At 73.0% G+C, this 16,182-nt stretch carries 14 protein-coding genes and 1 riboswitch; of the genes, 7 read left to right on the top strand and 7 right to left on the bottom strand.

Annotated features, from left to right (window positions below; all coding sequences use genetic code 11):
* Positions 1 to 6: 6 nt before the first annotated feature.
* Together ACIA8F_RS31755 and ACIA8F_RS31750 are read left to right on the top strand one after the other, a co-directional pair.
* Entirely contained in the window at positions 7 to 1,068 is a 1,062-nt protein-coding gene (locus ACIA8F_RS31755; RefSeq protein ID WP_399383982.1) for an ATP-binding protein, read from the top strand.
* Positions 1,065 to 2,909 (top strand): hypothetical protein, encoded by a 1,845-nt coding sequence (locus ACIA8F_RS31750; RefSeq protein WP_399383981.1) that lies wholly within the window; start codon positions 1,065 to 1,067, stop codon positions 2,907 to 2,909. The genes ACIA8F_RS31755 and ACIA8F_RS31750 overlap by 4 nt, the downstream gene beginning before the upstream one ends.
* 4 nt (positions 2,910 to 2,913) lie before the next feature.
* On the opposite strand, the gene ACIA8F_RS31745 is transcribed toward ACIA8F_RS31750, so the two are convergent.
* Together ACIA8F_RS31745 and ACIA8F_RS31740 are read right to left on the bottom strand one after the other, a co-directional pair.
* Positions 2,914 to 4,488 carry an RNA polymerase sigma factor gene (locus tag ACIA8F_RS31745; RefSeq protein WP_399383979.1) on the bottom strand — a complete coding sequence of 525 codons (1,575 nt, stop codon included), beginning with the start codon at positions 4,486 to 4,488 and terminating at the stop codon, positions 2,914 to 2,916.
* Positions 4,489 to 4,701: 213 nt separating this feature from the next.
* The gene (locus ACIA8F_RS31740) at positions 4,702 to 5,463 is read right to left on the bottom strand and encodes a methyltransferase domain-containing protein (RefSeq protein ID WP_399383977.1); all 762 of its coding nucleotides are present in this window, start codon (positions 5,461 to 5,463) and stop codon (positions 4,702 to 4,704) included.
* 101 nt (positions 5,464 to 5,564) lie between these two features.
* Positions 5,565 to 5,665, top strand: a riboswitch (ZMP/ZTP riboswitch).
* A gap of 28 nt (positions 5,666 to 5,693) precedes the next feature.
* Between ACIA8F_RS31740 and ACIA8F_RS31735 the strand changes: the two genes are divergently transcribed.
* From ACIA8F_RS31735 to ACIA8F_RS31725, 3 genes are all read left to right on the top strand, one after another.
* Positions 5,694 to 6,584, top strand: coding sequence for a bifunctional 5,10-methylenetetrahydrofolate dehydrogenase/5,10-methenyltetrahydrofolate cyclohydrolase (locus tag ACIA8F_RS31735; protein ID WP_399383976.1), 891 nt, complete (start codon positions 5,694 to 5,696; stop codon positions 6,582 to 6,584).
* A gap of 163 nt (positions 6,585 to 6,747) precedes the next feature.
* The gene (locus ACIA8F_RS31730; protein ID WP_399383974.1) at positions 6,748 to 8,277 is read left to right on the top strand and encodes a peptide MFS transporter; all 1,530 of its coding nucleotides are present in this window, start codon (positions 6,748 to 6,750) and stop codon (positions 8,275 to 8,277) included.
* Between the two features lie 209 nt (positions 8,278 to 8,486).
* A complete protein-coding gene (locus ACIA8F_RS31725) occupies positions 8,487 to 8,915 on the top strand; it encodes a hypothetical protein (protein ID WP_399383972.1) in 429 nt (142 codons plus the stop codon).
* On the opposite strand, the gene ACIA8F_RS31720 is transcribed toward ACIA8F_RS31725, so the two are convergent.
* A complete protein-coding gene (locus ACIA8F_RS31720) occupies positions 8,901 to 9,704 on the bottom strand; it encodes a helix-turn-helix domain-containing protein (RefSeq protein ID WP_399383971.1) in 804 nt (267 codons plus the stop codon). The genes ACIA8F_RS31725 and ACIA8F_RS31720 overlap by 15 nt on opposite strands.
* Before the next feature lie 171 nt (positions 9,705 to 9,875).
* On the opposite strand from ACIA8F_RS31720, the gene ACIA8F_RS31715 reads away from it, so the two are divergent.
* Together ACIA8F_RS31715 and ACIA8F_RS31710 are read left to right on the top strand one after the other, a co-directional pair.
* Positions 9,876 to 10,181: a 4a-hydroxytetrahydrobiopterin dehydratase gene (locus tag ACIA8F_RS31715; protein ID WP_399383969.1), complete on the top strand. Its 306-nt coding sequence runs from the start codon at positions 9,876 to 9,878 to the stop codon at positions 10,179 to 10,181.
* Positions 10,182 to 10,198: 17 nt separating this feature from the next.
* On the top strand, positions 10,199 to 10,963 hold the full coding sequence (locus tag ACIA8F_RS31710) for a class I SAM-dependent methyltransferase (protein WP_399383967.1): 765 nt from the start codon (positions 10,199 to 10,201) through the stop codon (positions 10,961 to 10,963).
* Between the two features lie 93 nt (positions 10,964 to 11,056).
* Here ACIA8F_RS31710 and ACIA8F_RS31705 read toward each other — a convergent pair whose 3' ends face one another.
* The 4 genes from ACIA8F_RS31705 to ACIA8F_RS31690 form a co-directional block, all read right to left on the bottom strand.
* Positions 11,057 to 11,497, bottom strand: coding sequence for an RICIN domain-containing protein (locus ACIA8F_RS31705; protein ID WP_399383965.1), 441 nt, complete (start codon positions 11,495 to 11,497; stop codon positions 11,057 to 11,059).
* A gap of 7 nt (positions 11,498 to 11,504) precedes the next feature.
* Positions 11,505 to 12,353 carry an aldo/keto reductase gene (locus ACIA8F_RS31700; RefSeq protein WP_399383963.1) on the bottom strand — a complete coding sequence of 283 codons (849 nt, stop codon included), beginning with the start codon at positions 12,351 to 12,353 and terminating at the stop codon, positions 11,505 to 11,507.
* 132 nt (positions 12,354 to 12,485) lie between these two features.
* Entirely contained in the window at positions 12,486 to 13,289 is an 804-nt protein-coding gene (locus ACIA8F_RS31695; protein ID WP_399383961.1) for an ABC transporter ATP-binding protein, read from the bottom strand.
* Positions 13,286 to 16,180, bottom strand: a complete 2,895-nt coding sequence (locus tag ACIA8F_RS31690; RefSeq protein WP_399383959.1) for an ATP-binding cassette domain-containing protein — start codon at positions 16,178 to 16,180, stop codon at positions 13,286 to 13,288. The genes ACIA8F_RS31695 and ACIA8F_RS31690 overlap by 4 nt, the downstream gene beginning before the upstream one ends.
* Positions 16,181 to 16,182: the final 2 nt, after the last annotated feature.

The raw sequence follows: 16,182 nt of genomic DNA, 5'->3' as shown, positions 1-16,182 counted from the left end.
CCACCCGTGCAGGCCGCCGTCACCGTCACCCCCGCCCAGCTCCCCGAACTGCTCCTCGGGCTCGCCACCGTGCGGCCCGTGTTCCTCTGGGGGGCGCCCGGCATCGGCAAGTCCTCGCTCGTGCGGAAGTTCGCCGATTCGCTGGGACTGGAGTGCGTGAGCCTGCTCGGCACCCAGCTCGCGCCCGAGGACCTGATCGGCGTACCGCAGATCCGTGACGGGCGCTCGGTGTTCTGCCCGCCGGAGACGATCGCCCGGGACGAGCCGTACTGCCTGTTCCTGGACGAGCTCAACGCCGCCGGCCCGGACGTGCAGAAGGCCTTCTACTCGCTGATCCTCGACCGGCGCATCGGCTCCTACGAGCTGCCCGCGGGCTCCATCGTCATCGGCGCGGGCAACCGGGCCACCGACAACGCCCTGGCCCGCCCCATCGCCTCCGCGCTCGTCAACCGGCTCACGCACGTCCACCTGAACGCCTCCGCCGGGGACTGGCTGGTCTGGGCCGGTGAGCACGGCATCCACCCGTGGGTCACCGACTACCTCACGGACCGGCCCGACCACCTGTGGTCGCAGCCGCCCAAGACGGAGGAGGCGTTCTCCACGCCGCGCTCCTGGCACATGCTCTCGGACGCCCTGCACTCCTTCGGGCCCGAGCTGGACGAGACCACCCTCAAGGTGATCGCCCACGGCACCCTCACCCCGGCGCACGCCGTCTCCTTCTGCGGCTACGCGAAGATCGTCCGCCACTCCTTCGGCATCGAGGCGATCCTGAAGGGCGACGCGAACTGGCCCACCCGGCTCGCCGACCGCGACCTGCTCTACTACCTGGCCGACGCCTTCCGGGGCCGGCTGGTCAAGGAGCTGCCCGCACGGCGCGAGCACGTCTCGCCCGCCGTCCGGCAGACCGCGTACCGGGCCAAGGCCCTCCTCGTGCAGCTCGCCGAGATCTCCGTCGAGGTCGCCCAGACCGTCATCGCCGACGACGCCGACGGCCTGCCCGTGCTGCCCGCCTGGTTCCTCGTCGAGGCGGCCCGCGACATGCCGCGCCTGGTCGAGGCCCGCCGGTGAGCCGCCCCACCCGCACGAACACCACCCGCAAGAGCACCACCCGCAAGAGCACCGGCAACGCCAAGCCCGACCCCGCCGACCAGGCCTTCGCCGAGGGCCTCGCCCTGGTCAAGCGGAACCCCGCCCTCGCCGCCGTGTCCGCCACCGTCTGCCGTCAGAGCAAGTGCCCGGCCACCCCGGTCTCAGGACTGGCGGCCGTCGACTCCAACGGCACCGTCCACGTCCACCCCACCCGGCGCGCCGCACCCGGGGAGTGGGCCTGGACGCTCGCCCACGCGCTGCTCCACCTCGGCTTCGGACACGTGCCCGCCGCCAAGGACGAGCGCCGCTCCCAGCCCGACCGCTTCGACCTGGCCGCCCGCTGCGCCGTCGTCAACCGGTTCCTGGCGAGCTTCGCACCCGGCTGGACCCCGGACCGGCTGCCCGCCGAACATCCCGGCGGCGACGAGGAGCTGCTCGCGGCCCGCTGGCGCCGCGACGGCATCCCCGCGGCCCACGAGCACTGCGGCACGGCCGGAGACCACCCCGACCAGCTCCTGGTGACCTGGGGGGCCTGGAACACCGCCGTCCCCGACTGGGAGACCGCCTTCGCGCACGCCCTGACCCGCAGCGTCTCGGCCGCCATGGACGTGGCCGGCGGCCGCCGCGACCGGGTCACCGGGGAGCACGTCCGGCTGCACCCGTGGGACCGGGCCCTGAACTGGTTCGTCTCCTCGTACCCGCTGCTCGGGGGTCTCGCCGCCGGGCTGGAGATCGTCGCCGACGCCGAGCTGGCCCGGGCCCAGGGCATCGATATCGCCGCCGTCAGCGCGAGCGCCGGGGAGATCTACGTCAACCCGCTGCGCAGCTTCACCGACGGGGAATGGCGGTTCGTCCTGGCCCACGAGATGCTGCACGCCGCCCTGCGCCACGGGGAGCGCTGCGGTGCCCGTGACCCGTACCTGCACAACGTGGCCGCCGACTACGTGGTCAACGGCTGGCTGGTGGAGATGGGCGTCGGCGAGATGCCCGAGGGGCTGCTGTACGACGCGGAGCTGCGGGACCTCTCGGTCGAAGAGGTCTACGACCGGATCACCACCGACCTGCGCCGCATGCGCCGCCTCGCCACCCTGCGCGGCAAGGGCCGCGGGGACATCCTGGGCGAGCCGCTGCTCCACCCGGGCAGCGGCCCGTACACGGACCTGGACGAGTTCTACCGGCGCGGCCTGGTCCAGGGCTTCGACCTGCACGGGTACGGGGAGCGCGGACTGCTGCCCGCCGGGCTGATCCAGGAGATCCGGGCGCTGGTCCACCCACCGGTGCCGTGGGACGCGGAGCTCGCCCGCTGGTTCGACGCGTACGTGCCGCGGCCCGTGGCCGTACGGTCCTACGCCCGCCCGGCCCGCCGACAGGCCTCCACCCCGGACATCCCGCGTGCGGGCCGGTACTTCCCGCTGGAGGAGACCGCCCGCTGCACCTTCGGGGTGGTCCTCGACACCTCGGCGTCGATGAACGCCGCCCTGCTCGGCAAGGCGCTCGGCGCGATCGCCTCGTACGCGCAAGCCCGCGACGTACCGGCCGCCCGTGTCGTGTTCTGCGACGCGGCGCCGTACGACGCGGGCTACATCCCCCCGACCGAGATCGCCGGGCGGGTCCGGGTGCGCGGCCGGGGCGGCACGGTCCTGCAACCGGCCGTCGACCTGCTGCACCGGGCGGAGGACTTCCCGCCCGGGGCCCCGGTCCTCGTGATCACGGACGGCCGGTGCGACACCCTGCGGATCCGGCGCGAGCACGCCTACCTGATCCCGCAGGGTGCCTCCCTGCCGTTCACGCCCCGGGGGCCGGTCTTCCGACTGACCTGACGGTTTAGTCGAGGTAGTCGCGCAGCACCTGCGAGCGCGACGGGTGACGGAGCTTCGACATGGTCTTCGACTCGATCTGGCGGATGCGCTCACGGGTGACCCCGTACACGCGGCCGATCTCGTCGAGGGTCTTCGGCTGGCCGTCGTTGAGGCCGTAGCGCATGGAGACCACGCCCGCCTCGCGCTCCGAGAGCGTGCCCAGGATGGACTGGAGCTGCTCCTGGAGGAAGGTGAAGGAGACCGCGTCGGCCGGCACGACCGCCTCGGAGTCCTCGATGAGGTCACCGAACTCGCTGTCTCCCTCCTCACCCAGCGGGGTGTGCAGGGAGATCGGCTCGCGGCCGTACTTCTGGACCTCGATGACCTTCTCGGGGGTCATGTCGAGTTCCTTGCCCAGCTCCTCCGGAGTGGGCTCCCGGCCGAGGTCCTGGAGCATCTGGCGCTGGACGCGGGCCAGCTTGTTGATGATCTCGACCATGTGGACGGGGATGCGGATGGTGCGCGACTGGTCGGCCATGGCACGCGTGATCGCCTGCCGGATCCACCACGTGGCGTACGTGGAGAACTTGAAGCCCTTGGTGTAGTCGAACTTCTCCACGGCGCGGATCAGACCGACGTTGCCCTCCTGGATCAGGTCCAGGAAGAGCATGCCGCGGCCGGTGTAGCGCTTGGCCAGGGAGACCACGAGGCGGAGGTTGGCCTCCAGCAGGTGGTTCTTGGCCCGGCGGCCGTCCTCGACGAGGATCTCCAGCTCGCGCTTGAACGCGGGCTTGTGGTCCTCCTCCTCTTCGAGCTTGTACTCGGAGAAGAGACCGGCCTCGATGCGCTTGGCGAGCTCCACCTCCTGCTCGGCGTTGAGCAGCGGCACCTTGCCGATGAGCTTGAGGTAGTCCTTGACGGGGTCGGCGGTGGCACCGGCGACCATGACGGTCTGGGCCGGGGCGTCGTCCTCGTCGTCGTCGGACAGGACGAAGCCGGCGCTGCCGCCCGTCTTGGGCGTCTCCTTCTCGTCGCCCTCGTCGAGGTCCTCGGCCGCCCAGTCCTCGCCCTCGGCGACGGCGGCCTCGGCCTCGTCGCCGTCCTTGGCGGTCTTCTTGGTGGCGGCCGTCTTCTTCACGGCGGTCTTCTTCACGGCGGTCTTCTTGACCGCACGCTTCTTCGGCGCGGCGGCGGCCTCTGCCGCCACCTCCTCCTCGGTCCCGGAGGCCGACGGGTCGGATATCGCCGCAGCGGTGGCGGGGGCCGCGGTCTTGCGGGCACCGATCAGGCGCGGCGGGGCCGCGGCCTTCTTGGCGACGGCACGAGCCGGAGCGGCGGCCGCCTTGCGCGGCTTCTTGGCGGCAGCCTTCGTGGCGGGGGCGGCGCTGACGTGGAGGGCGACGCCCTCCTCGTCCAGGACCTGGTTCAGGCTGCGCAGGACCCGCTTCCACTGGTCCACCGGGATGCGGCCGGCCTCGAAGGCCTGGCGCACGTCATCACCGTTGATGTGACCCTGCTCGCGGCCACGCTCGACAAGCGCGACCAGGGCCTCGGATTCGGCGATCTCCGTGGGGAACGTACGGGACGGGCTGAGCGACACAAGGAGCCTCTCGTTGCGAACAGATAAGGGGTGGCGGGACATCATCGCGCGGACTCGGGAAACAGACCCGAGGGGGGTCTGTATTCCGGGCCGCACGAGGACACCTGTCGGTTCATCGCATGCCCGAGTAGATTCGTTACGCGCTGAATTGAGTGACCTGCGCCACGCTGTGACCGGGGGGCCGGTCGCGGGTGGTCGCGTCCGCCCGTTTTGTCAGCCCGTTTTGCGGGCCTCGATGAGAAAACGGGCGGTGTGTGCGACGAACGGGCCTTCGCGCTCGATCTGTTCGTGCAGCTCGCGCAGCCGGTCCCGATGCTGTCCGACCGTGAAGCCGGGCACCATCCAGATCACCTTCCTCAGAAAGTAGATCACGGCTCCGATGTCGTGGAACTCCGTCCGCAGCCGCTCGGAGCGCAGATCGACCACCTCCAGTCCCGCCTTCGTGGCCGCGGCGACCGCATCGTCGGGGTGCCGGCCGCGCCGGACCTCCTCCGGCTGCGGTCCCAGGAAGTACTCCACGAGCTCGAAAACGCTCGCCGGGCCGACCTGCTGGGAGAGGTACGTGCCGCCGGGCCGCAGCACCCGCGCGATCTCCTCCCACCAGACCGTCACCGGATGCCGGCTGGCGACGAACTCGAAGGCCCCGTCGCCGAACGGCAGCGGCGGCTCGTCGGAGTCCGCGACCACGACGGTGCCCATCGGGTGCAGCAGCTTTGTCGCCTTGTCGATGTTGGGCGGCCACGACTCGGTGGCCACCGTCAGCGCGGGCAGCGGCCCGGCTCCGGCGAGCACCTCTCCGCCTCCGGTCTGGATGTCCAGGGCGGAGCCGACCTGCGCCAGGCGCCGCGCCAGGAGCCGCTGATAGCCCCAGGAGGGGCGCTGCTCGGTGGCGCGGCCGTCGAGCCAGGAGAAGTCCCAGCCGTCCACAGAGACGGATTCCGCTTCCGCGACGAGATGGTCGAAAGTGCGCGTCATCCCTCGATCGTCCCAGGTCCGGGCCCGGTCATCCACCCGATTGCCGGGCGCGGGGTCCGCCGGGGCCGCCGCCCGGCCCGGCGGAAGGTCGCCTACACTGGGCGGCGGGCCGTGACTGGCGTTCGGGTGGATCACCACCGGGGAGCGGCCCGGCGTACTCCCGCTTTGCGTACGCCGACTGCCGCGCGCCTGGGCGAACCGCGATCCCGCAGCGACGCCCAGGAGCCCCGATGACCACCCAGACGACTGCCCCGCAGGCACGGACCGCCACCCTGATGGACGGCACCGCCCTCGCCCGCCGCATCTCGGAGCGGACCGCCGCGTACGCGGCGAAGATCACCGAGCGCACCGGTACCGCGCCCTGTCTCGCCACCGTGCTGGTCGGCGAGGACCCCGCGTCCGTCACCTACGTCCGCATGAAGCAGAACCGCTGCGCCAAGGCCGGGATCACCTCCCGCCACGTGGAGCTGCCGGCCGCGACGACCACCGAGGAGCTCGTCGCCACCCTGACGGCGCTCTCCGAGGACCCGGAGATCAGCGGCATCCTGCTCCAGCACCCCGTCCCGCACCACATCGACGAGCGCGCCGCCTTCGAGGCCATCGCCCCGGGCAAGGACGTCGACGGGGTCACCATGCACTCCTTCGCCGCCATGGGCTTCGGACTGCCCGGCTTCGTCTCCTGCACCCCCGGCGGCATCATGCGGCTGCTGGAGGCCTACGACGTGGACCTGACCGGCAAGCACGCCGTGGTCGTCGGCCGCAGCGCGATCCTGGGCAAGCCCGCCGGGATGCTGCTGCTGGAGCAGAACGCCACCGTCACCTACTGCCACTCGCGCACCGTGGACCTGCCGTCCATCGTCCGCCAGGCGGACGTGCTGGTCGCCGCCGTCGGCAAGGCCGAGTTCATCCGCGGCGAGGACATCAAGCCGGGCGCCGTGGTCCTGGACGCCGGCTACAACGAGGGCAACGTCGGCGACGTCCACTTCGAGTCGGCCGCCGCCCGCGCCTCGCTGATCACCCCGGTACCGGGCGGTGTCGGCCCGATGACCATCGCGGTACTGCTGGAGCAGACCGTGCAGGCCGCCGCCGCGCAGGCCGGTCTGGCCCTCGCGGACCTCTGAGCCCTCGGGGCCCCCCTGAGACCTCCGGCCCGCGCCCGCTCCCTCCCGTACGACGAACGCCCCGGGCCCTTCGGTCCGGGGCGTTCCGTTTCCCGCGGTAACGGGCCGAAAGGCCGATTCCGGTCCGGCACGACAGGGCTCCAATGAATATGTGAAGCCTTCGATGGATATGCAGAAGCCCCCGGCGCCGGACGCAGCACCGGCCGACGCGGCGGCGGTGGACGGGAAGCGTCACCCGCGCGGGCTCGCCACCCTCGTCCTCGCCGAGCTGTGGGAGCGTTTCAGCCTCTACGGCATGGTCGCCATCCTCGTGCACTTCCTCGCCGCCTCCCGCGGCCACGGCGGCATGGGGCTCCACGAGGGCACCGCGGAGGCCGTGGAAGGCGTCTACATGGCCATGATCTCGCTGCTGGCGCTGCCCGGCGGCTGGATAGCCGACCGGTTCCTGGGCGCCCGGCGGGCCGTCCTGTGGGGCGGCGTGGTCATCATGGCGGGCCACGTCCTGATGGCCGTGCCGAACCCGGTCTTCGTCTGGCCCGGCCTGGTCCTCATCGTCATCGGCACCGGCCTGCTCAAGCCGAACATCTCCGCGCTGGTCGGCCGGCTGTACGCCGCGGACGACGACCAGCGCCGCGACGCCGGCTACTCGATCTTCTACATGGGCATCAACCTCGGCGCGGTCATCGCCCCGCTCGTCGTCGGCTACCTCGGCGAGGAGGTCAACTGGCACCTCGGCTTCGGCGCCGCCGCCGTCGGCATGGCCCTCGGCCTGGTCCAGTACGTCGTCGGGGGCCGCCGCCTGACCGAGCAGCTGCGCGCGGAGCCCATGGTCCGGCTCACCGCCGCCGAGCGGGCCAAGGTGCGCAAGTCCTCCGCGTACGGCCTGGTCTTCACCGCCGTACTGATCACCCTGCTGGCCGCCTCGCACGCGCTGAGCATCGACAACATCACCTTCCTGCTGACGGTCGTCGCCGTGGTGGTCCCGGCGGGCGTACTGCTCTCGATGTACCGCAGCCCCAAGATCGACCGGGTCGAGAAGACCCGGCTGCGGGCCTACGTCTGGCTCTTCCTGGCCGCCACACTGTTCTGGCTGGTCTACGACCAGATGGGCAACGAGCTGAACCTGTTCGCCGCCCAGAAGACCGACCTGTCCCTGCTCGGCTGGCACATCCCGGCGAGCTGGACCCAGTCCCTGCCCTCGCTGTTCGTGATCATCCTGGCCCCCGTCTTCGCCGCCTTCTGGGTGCGCCGGGGCAAGCACATGAGCACCCCCTTCAAGTTCGGCCTGGCCCTGCTGCTGACCGGCGCCTCCTTCGTGGTCATGTCGGGCGCCGCGGCCATCGCCTCCAGCGGGGTCAAGGTCTCGCTGATGTGGCTCGTGGGCGTGTACGTGATCCAGGTGATGGGCGAGATGTGCCTGAGCCCGGTGGGCCTCTCGGTCACCACGAAGCTCGCCCCGCGGGCCTTCACCAACCAGATGATGGGCGTCTGGTTCCTCGCCGCCGCCACCGGCGACGCGATCGGCGCCCAGCTGCCCCGGCTCGACGCGGTCATCGGCCAGAGCCGCAACTTCCTGTGGCAGGGCGCCATGGTCATCGCGGCCGGCGCGGTGATGGTCTTCTTCACCAAGCGGCTCAAGGTCCTGACGGGCGAAGCGGCCGCGGCCCGCGAAGCGGTGACGACCGCGGCCTGACCGAGCCCGCGCACGCGGCCCGCAGCCAGGACCGCGCGGCCCCGTACGCCTCCTGGCGCAGGTGTGCGTTACTCCGGAGGTAATCGACCCGGCGGGGGCTCCGGCGGCACAGTGGGGGCATCGGGTTCCGGCGTCGCGCACTCGGCTCCGGGGCCCGGGTCTTTCGTACTCCACCAGCGCAAACGACCCTCGACGGAGGCTGATCCGCCATGTCCGCAACCCTGTTCACCGCCGTAGCCCGTACTGCCGTCCCGCAGGCCGCGCTGCGCCGGTTCCTCGCCCTCGACGCCGTCGTCACCACCGGGAACGGGCTCGCGTACGCGGCCTTCTCCGCGCCCCTCGGCCGACTGCTCGGCCTGGGGCAGGGGCTGCTGCTGGGACTCGGGGTGTTCCTGCTGCTCTACGGGGTGGGTGTCGGCCTGCTGGCCTCGCGCCGGGAGCCCCCGGTCTTCCCCGTCCGGCTCGTCATCGAGGGCAACTACGCCTGGGCCGCACTCAGCCTCGTCGCCCTCGTCGTCTGGCTCGCGCCCACCACCGCCGGGGCGGTGTGGATCCCGGCGCAGGCGCTCACCGTCGCCTCCTTCGCCCTCTTCCAGCAGCTCGCGCTGCGCGCGGGCGCGGGCTCAGGGCGCCAGTGACCGCAGGTACTTCACGGTCGCCGGGTCGGCCGGCAGCAGGGTCTCGATGGCCAGCTCGGCGACCGTCACGTCCATCGGGGTGTTGAAGGTGGAGATGGAGGACACGAAGGAGAGCAGGTGCCCGTCGTGCTCGATCCGCAGGGGGAGCGCGAGGTACGCGACGGCCTCGTCGGGACCGCTCTCGTCGGGCCCCGCCGACTCGGGCAGCGGATAGGCCGAGACCTCCTCGTACAGCGCGCGCAGCGGCGCCGAACGGGCCAGGGCGATCTGCCGCTCCATCTGGGCCAGCAGGTGTCCGCGCCATGCGCGCAGATTGCGGATCCGGGGGGCGAGGCCCTCCGGGTGCAGGGTCAGCCGCATCGCGTTGAGGGGACCGGCCAGCAGGTGCTCCGGCAGCCCCTCCATCAGCATCATGACGCCCCGGTTGGCGGCCACCACCTCGTACGTGGAGTTCACCACCAGCGCCGGATACGGCTCGTAGCCGGTCAGCAGCCGTTCCAGCCCCTCGCGCAGCACCTCCATCGAGGGGTCGTCCAGTGGGGTGTGGGCGTACCGGGGCGCGTAACCGGCCGCCACCAGAAGGGCGTTGCGGTCCCGCACCGGCACCTCCAGCCGGTCGGCGAGGCGCAGCACCATCTCCTCGCTCGGCCGGGACCGGCCCGTCTCCACGAAGCTGATGTGCCGGGAGGAGGAGTCGGCGCGGCCCGCCAGCTCCAGCTGGCTGAGCCCGCGCCGCTCCCGCCAGGTGCGCAGCAGGGCGCCCACCGCCAAGGGTGCAGCAGTCGTCATACGGCGACGTTAGCCCAACCGGGGGAGCGCAGGGGTGCCGCGATGGTCGCGGAAGGCGGCGAAGCACCCGCACGCACCAGGGCGCGGGACCTTCCCTCCGGCCCGAGCTGTGGGAACCTTGACTCCACGTCAGGTCAATCGGGCAGTCGTCTACGGGGAAGGAGCCTGCGGATGTCGAGAGAGCCGCTTTCGCAGAAGGAGATCGAGGACCGGCTGCGGGAACTCCCGGGCTGGGCCTTCGAGGACGACCGCATCATCCGCACCTACCGGCTGGGCAGCCACTTCGCGGCGAGCGCCCTGGTCAGCCATATCGCCAGCGTGCAGCAGGAGTTGAACCACCACTCCGACCTCACCCTCGGCTACGACACGGTCCGCCTCTCCGTGAACACGCACGATGCCGGTGATACCGTCACCGACGCCGACTTCACCCTCGCCGAGCGCGTCGAGTCCCTGGCGCCCGCCCACGGCGCCGCCTGACACCGGAAGCACCGCCGATGCCCCTGCCCACGCCGCGACCGCTCCTCGACTACGACGCCGAGGCCGAGGCCTACGACGCCACGCGCGGCGGGGTCCCGCGCGCCGAGGCCGCCGCCGCGGCGGTCCTCGGCCTGCTCCCGCCGGACACCGGCACCCTGCTCGACCTAGGCTGCGGCACGGGCATCGTCACCACCCGCATCGCCGCCGGCCGCCCGGGACTGCACGTCCTCGGCGCGGACACCTCCTCCGGGATGGCCGCCATGGCCCGCTCCCGGGGGATCCCGGTGGTCCTCGCCTCCGGGACCCGGCTCCCGTTCCGCACGGGCTCGCTCGACGCGGTCACCGCGGTCTGGCTGCTGCACCTGCTGCGCTCGCCCGGCCTGGTGGCCGCCGTGATCGCCGAGGCCGGGCGGGTGCTGCGGCCCGGCGGGGCGTTCGTCACCACCGTCGACAAGGACGCCGCCCACGACGTGGGCAGCGACATCGACGCGGTGCTCGCCGAGCACCTCACCGCCACCCCCGCCGACTCCGCCGGGGCCGTCACCGGCCACGCGGCCGCGGTGGGCCTGCACCCCGCAGGCGAAGCCCTCTTCACCGGCCACGGCCAGGGCCGCACCCCGCACGGGGCCGCCGCCGCACTGCTCGCCGGGCGGTACGCCTCCCGGGTCCACCCGCGCGGGATCACCCCGCGCGAGCTCGCGGACCGGCTGGAGCTCCTCCCCGGACCGGACACCCCGCGCGCGGAGCCTACGTACCGGCTGCACGCCTTCGTACGGGCCTGACCGGCGGGGCGGGGAGCGGAGAGGCGACCGCCCCCGGGAAGGCGACCGCCCCGGGAAGGGCGACCGCCCCCTCAGCTCCCCGCCCCGCGGCCCTCAGGCGGGCTCCAGACGCCACCACTGCGCCGGGGAATCGGTGTCCTCGCACTGCCGGGCCAGCCCCTCGGCGTCCGCCTCCAGCGGCAGCCCGCTGATGGCGGCGATCAGCGAGACCACGCCGGGGTCGTCGAGGTGCTCCTCCACGACCCACTCCTGCGCCCCGAAGGCGTTGGCCTTCCACACCTGGACCCGGGTGCCGCTCTCGGTCGAGGCGTTCGCGACGTCGAGCCGCTTGCCGTTGTGGAGGCTGACCAGGTGGAAGATCCCGCCGCCGCTGTGCACCGGCGTGATCTCCCACTGCCGGGCCGCGGCCGGCTCGCCGTCCGGCCCGACCCGGACCCGGTTGCCGCTCTCGACCTGGAGCAGCAGCCCGCTCGCGGCATTGCGGATCCGGTACGTGCCGTCCGGCGCCTTCGTCCCTCTCACCGGCTCGCTCACGGGCGGCTCAGTAGTCGAACTCGGCCGGGTCCGGCCCGATCCGGCGGCCCGCCCCGCCCGCACCGATCGCGTCCAGCGCGGCCACGTCCCCGGCGTCCAGCTCGAAGCCGAACACGTCGAGGTTCTCCCGGATGCGCGCCGGGGTCACGGACTTCGGGATCACCACGTTGCCCAGCTGGAGGTGCCAGCGCAGGACCACCTGCGCGGCCGAGCGGCCGTGCTTGGCGGCGATCGCCGTGACGGCGGGCAGGGTGAGCAGGTCCTTGCCCTGGCCGAGCGGGGACCAGGCCTCGGTGGCGATGCCCAGGCGTGCGTGCAGGGCGCGCAGCTCGGTCTGGGGGAGCAGCGGGTGCAGCTCGATCTGGTTGACGGCCGGGACCAGGGAGCTTTCGGCGCCGAGCCGTTCCAGGTCGGCGGGGCGGAAGTTGGACACGCCGACGGCCTTGGCGCGCCCGCTCGCCGCGATCTCCTCGAAGGTCTTCCAGATGGTCAGGAAGTCGTCGCGCATCGGGCGCGGCCAGTGGATCAGGTACAGGTCGATCTCGTCGAGGCCCAGCTTGGCGAGCGAGGCGTCGAACTCGCGCAGCACGTTGTCCCGGCCCCAGGTCTCGGACTTCCCGTTCCACAGCTTCGTGGTGACGAAGAGCTCCTCGCGCGGGACCCCGGCGGAGGCGATGGCCTTGCCGGTGCCCTCCTCGTTGCCGTAGATGGCGGCCGTGTCGATGCTCCGGTAGCCCGCCTCCAGGGCGGTCCGGACGGCCTGCTCCGCCTCGGCGTCCGGAACCTGCCAGACGCCGTAGCCGAGCTGGGGCATGAGCGTGCCGTTGTTGAGCTTGATGCCGGGGACCTGGTTCACGTCGGTCGTTCCCTCTGGTCGTCGCTGGTGCTGTACGACCGGCGACAACCGGACCCCGGGGTGGCCTATTCCCGCCGTACGGGTGAATTCATACGGCGGAAACAGGCCGGGCACGGGAAGGGGCCGCTGGTGCTACGACCCCAGGGTCGACCCCAGGTACGCCTCCCGGACCAGCGCATTCGCCCGTACTTCGGCGGCCGTGCCCTCGGCGAGGACGGCGCCCAGGTCGAGGACGACCACCCGGGTGCAGAGGTCCATCACGAAGGCCACGTTGTGCTCGACCAGCAGCACCGCGCAGCCCTCCTCCGCGGCGAGCCGGCGCACGACCGCCGCCAACTGCTCGCGTTCGGGCGCGGACATGCCCGACGCGGGCTCGTCCAGCAGCAGCACCCGGGGCGGATCGGCCACGGCGCGGGCCAGCTCGACCATCCGGGCCCGCCCGACCGGCAGACCCCCGGCGTACGAGTCCCCGAGCGCGCCGATGCCGCAGTCGGCCAGCACCCGCGCGGCCCGTGCGCGCCGCTCCCGCTCGTGGCGGCGCCGGGTGGGCGAGGCGACCAGATCGGCGGCGAACCCGCCGCCCCCGCCCCGCCACTCCTGCGCGACCAGGACGTTGTCGGCCACGCTGAGCTGCCCGAACAACTGCTGGCGCTGGAAGGTCCGGCGCATCCCGTGCCGGGCCCGCCAGACGGGGGAGCGCCGGGTGACGTCCACCCCGTCGAGCAGCATCCGGCCCTGGTCGGGCCGCCGGATCCCGGACAGCACGTCGAACAGGGTCGTCTTCCCGGCCCCGTTCGGCCCGATCAGCCCGCACACCTCGCCGGCCCGGACCCCGAGGTCCACGCCCGTCAGCGCCCTGACCCCGCCGAACCGTACGCTGACGCCGCGGGCCTCCAGTACGTACGGGCCCGCGTACGGGGCTTCGCCCGCGCTCATGTCGCCATCCCCAGGTAGGCCTCGGTCAGCCGGTCCGCCTCCACCTCGGAGCGCGGGCCGCACCAGGAGACCCGGCCCTGCGCGAGGTAGGCGACGGTGTCGGCGATCCCGAGGATCTCGGCCGCCTTCTCCTCCACCAGCAGCAGCGCGGTGCCGGCCGCGCGGAGCTCCGTGAGCAGCCCGTACACCTCGTCCACCACGCGCGGGGCGAGCCCGAGCGAGGGCTCGTCCGCGATCAGCACCCCGGGCGGCCGCTGCAACAGCGGGGCGAGCGCCAGCATCTGCTGCTCCCCGCCGGACAACGACCCGGCGGTGACCGTGCGGCGCTCGCGCAGCCGGGGGAACCGGTCGTAGACGGCGTCGCGTTCGGCGGCGTCCCTCAGGTACAGCGCCAGGTTCTCCTCGATGCTGAGCCCGGGGAAGATCCCCCGCCCCTCGGGTGCGAGCAGCACCCCGGCCCGGGAGCGCCCCACGGCGCCGTCGCGGGTGGCGTCCCGCCCGGCCACGTGGACGCTCCCCCCGACGATGGCCAGCGCTCCGGCCGCCACCCGGCAGGCGGTGCTCTTCCCGGCCCCGTTGGGCCCGAGCACGGCAAGGATCTCCCCGCGCCGCACGACGAGGCCGACCCCGTGCAGCACGAGCCCCCCGTCGTACCCCGCGGTGACATCGCGCAGCTCCAGCGCGGGCGGCTCCGCCGGTTGCCCGGGCCCGGACCCGGCCCTCAAACGCCGGGCGGGCTGGATTGATCCAGCCCCGCCGGCGTTTGAGGCGCGGGGGTCCGGGGGCGGAGCCCCCGAAGGGGTCCGGGGCGAAGCCCCGGTTTCGGGAAGGGGCGGGGTGGGGGAAAGCCCCGCAGGGCCGACCCCGCTTCCGCCGCCGACCCGGGCCGCGGGCACGGCCTCGGCCTTGGGCGCGGCTCCGGCCGAGACGGGGGCTCCTGCCGAGACCGGGGCCCCGGCCGGGACGGGGGCCCCGGCCAAGGCAGCGGCCCGCCGCCGGGCCAGCCGGACCGGCACCGCCGCACAGTACCCATCGGGATCGTTGGCCAAGGCCAACCCCGCCAGGCCGAACAGGATCACCGGCAGGTGCGCCGACTCCGTCACGTAATCCGCCATCACCCGCGGAGCGACGGCGAAGACCAGCCCCGCCACCACCGCGTACTGCGGCCTGCGCACACCCGCCGCGACGACCACCGCCAGCCACACCAGCCCGGTCATCGCGGTGAAGTCCGTTGCCGTGATGCGGGTGTTGTACGAGGCGTACATCACGCCCCCGAACCCGGCGAGCCCCGCCGACAGCGTGAACAGCAGCAGCTTCGTGCGCAGCACGGACACCCCGGAGGCCATCGCGGCCGCGGGAGCGGACCGTACGGCGAGCATCGCCCGGCCCGAGGGGGAGCCGCGCAGCGCGCTCAGCCCGGCGGCGACCGCCGTGACCAGGAGGACCAGTGCCACCCCCAGTGCCCGGTCGTCGGAGAGGTCCACCGGTCCGATGACGGGGCGCGGGACCGACCACCCGGAGTCCCCGTTGCGCAGCCACCGCATCTGGAAGAGCACCTGGTCCGCCAGGAAGGCCAGGGCCAGGGTCGCCAGGGCCAAGGAGCGCCCGCCGAGCCGCAGCGCGGGCAGCGCGACCAGGGCTCCCAGGACGGCGGCCACGCAGGTGCCGACCGCCAGCGCCGCGATGAACGGCCACCCGCGGCTCATCAGCAGTCCCGCCACGAGCGCGGCCCCGGTCACGAAGGTGCCCTGGGCCAGGGACACCATCGCCCCGAGCCCGGTGACCACGGTGAAGGACATGAACACCAGTGCCAGCGCGAGCCCTTGGGCGAGGAGCCCGCTCCAGAAGGGGGTGGTCACGGTGTAGAAGGCCGTCGCCAGCAGGACCGCTCCCGCGGCCCACACCCCCCAGCGCCGCGCCCACGGGGCCCCCGCCAGGTGGTCGGGCGAGGCCACGTCCACGGCGGCGGTCCCGGTGGCCCGGGCCCGCCGGGTGAGCACCAGGAGTCCGCCGAACAGGATCAGGAAGGGCACGGCCGTCCTGAATCCGGTGACGGAGTCGGCGAAGGACGCGTAGCCGACGACCAGGTTCTGCAGGACCCCGAGCCCCAGCCCGCCCGCGAAGGCGAGCGGGACGGAGGCGAACCGCCCGATGACGGCGGCCGTGGCCGAGACGAACAGGAACAGTGTGAAATCGTGCGCGGACAGCCCCAGCAGCGGGGTCGCCAGGACCCCCGCCAGCCCGGCCAGCCCCGAGGCGATCATCCACGCCACCGAGGACAGCCGGTCGGCGTCGATCCCGCGCAGCTCGGTGAGGGAGCGGTTGTCGACGGCGGCCCGCAGCCGCAGCCCCAGCCGGGTGTGCCGCATCAGCACCCACAGGGCGACCGCGACCAGGGCCGTGGTTACCCAGGTGATCAGCTGGTCGGAGTCGATGCCCACGTCCGCGGTGAGCTGCCAGGAGGTGGCGGGGCTCGGCCCCACTCCCGGCAGCCCGAACTGGTTCTCCGCGGGCTTGAGCGGCGCTCCCGCGTCGGTCAGGAGCTCCACCGCCCACAGCCCGGCCGCCGGGAGGGCCACCAGCAGGCCGATGGTGGCCACGATCTGCGCCGTCTCGCCGACCTGCGCGAGCCGCCGGAACATCAGCCGGTCCAGAGCCCAGCCGAGCCCGGGCGCCAGCACGAGGACCACCAGCAGCGCCGCGGGGACGGCCGGCCAGCCGAGGCCGGAGTGCAGTTCGTAGAAGGTGAGCGCGCACAGGTAGGCGGTGGCCCCGTGCGCGAAGTTGAACAGCCCGGACGCCGAGTACGACAGCACCAGCCCGGTGGCGAGCAGTGCGTACAGGGCGCCGGACACCAGACCGCTCAGGACGAAGGCGAGCAGATCTCCCATTC

Origin of the sequence: Streptomyces sp. NPDC051563 (genome assembly GCF_044454225.1) — a bacterium.
Classification (GTDB): domain Bacteria; phylum Actinomycetota; class Actinomycetes; order Streptomycetales; family Streptomycetaceae; genus Streptomyces.
The sequence above is the reverse complement of the archived record's forward strand: the minus strand, read 5'-3'. Positions and strand labels throughout refer to the sequence as shown.

Excerpts from the sequence above, each read along its gene's own strand:
- ACIA8F_RS31740 (WP_399383977.1), bottom strand. The coding sequence starts at position 5,463 with ATGACGCGCACTTTCGACCATCTCGTCGCGGAAGCGGAATCCGTCTCT.
- ACIA8F_RS31735 (WP_399383976.1), top strand. The coding sequence starts at position 5,694 with ATGACCACCCAGACGACTGCCCCGCAGGCACGGACCGCCACCCTGATG.
- ACIA8F_RS31730 (WP_399383974.1), top strand. The coding sequence starts at position 6,748 with ATGGATATGCAGAAGCCCCCGGCGCCGGACGCAGCACCGGCCGACGCG.
- ACIA8F_RS31725 (WP_399383972.1), top strand. The coding sequence starts at position 8,487 with ATGTCCGCAACCCTGTTCACCGCCGTAGCCCGTACTGCCGTCCCGCAG.
- ACIA8F_RS31720 (WP_399383971.1), bottom strand. The coding sequence starts at position 9,704 with ATGACGACTGCTGCACCCTTGGCGGTGGGCGCCCTGCTGCGCACCTGG.
- ACIA8F_RS31715 (WP_399383969.1), top strand. The coding sequence starts at position 9,876 with ATGTCGAGAGAGCCGCTTTCGCAGAAGGAGATCGAGGACCGGCTGCGG.
- ACIA8F_RS31710 (WP_399383967.1), top strand. The coding sequence starts at position 10,199 with ATGCCCCTGCCCACGCCGCGACCGCTCCTCGACTACGACGCCGAGGCC.
- ACIA8F_RS31695 (WP_399383961.1), bottom strand. The coding sequence starts at position 13,289 with ATGAGCGCGGGCGAAGCCCCGTACGCGGGCCCGTACGTACTGGAGGCC.
- ACIA8F_RS31690 (WP_399383959.1), bottom strand. The coding sequence starts at position 16,180 with ATGGGAGATCTGCTCGCCTTCGTCCTGAGCGGTCTGGTGTCCGGCGCC.